Here is a 351-nt window from a genome sequence, read left to right as displayed (position 1 = left end):
GCGCAACTTTAGAATAAAGAGTCTTCATCCCGCTTGCCGCAAGTGGCGCACAGTCAACAAGCATTGATAGTGGCTTATAAAGCAGACGGAACGGACTTATAAGCCCTTTTACTGAACCACTGAGTAACCACATCGCACCACCAGCACCCGCAAGCCCAATAATACCGGTACCGACTTCCGTTATGTATTTTGTGGCATTTGGATTTGCCCGCATCCAGGCGGTAAGGCGATTAAGACCACCGGTGAGTTTATCAATACCTTTTGTTGCCATATCCAGGACGCCGCCATCCTGAGCAAGGGCCAATTGAAACCCACTCCATTTAGCCGCTAACGCCTGCCGACCCATAATTG

Annotated in this window: 1 protein-coding gene; it reads right to left on the bottom strand. The window is 49.9% G+C overall.

Going from position 1 to position 351, the window contains the following annotated elements:
• A partial coding sequence (locus tag CWM53_RS31135; protein WP_206062625.1) for a hypothetical protein occupies positions 1–271 on the bottom strand: 271 nt, incomplete at its 3' end.
• Positions 272–351 lie beyond the last annotated feature (80 nt).

Origin of the sequence: Klebsiella sp. A-Nf5, from assembly GCF_002810545.1 — a bacterium.
Taxonomy (GTDB): Bacteria; Pseudomonadota; Gammaproteobacteria; order Enterobacterales; family Enterobacteriaceae; genus Klebsiella; species Klebsiella variicola.
The sequence above is the reverse complement of the archived record's forward strand: the minus strand, read 5'-3'. Positions and strand labels throughout refer to the sequence as shown.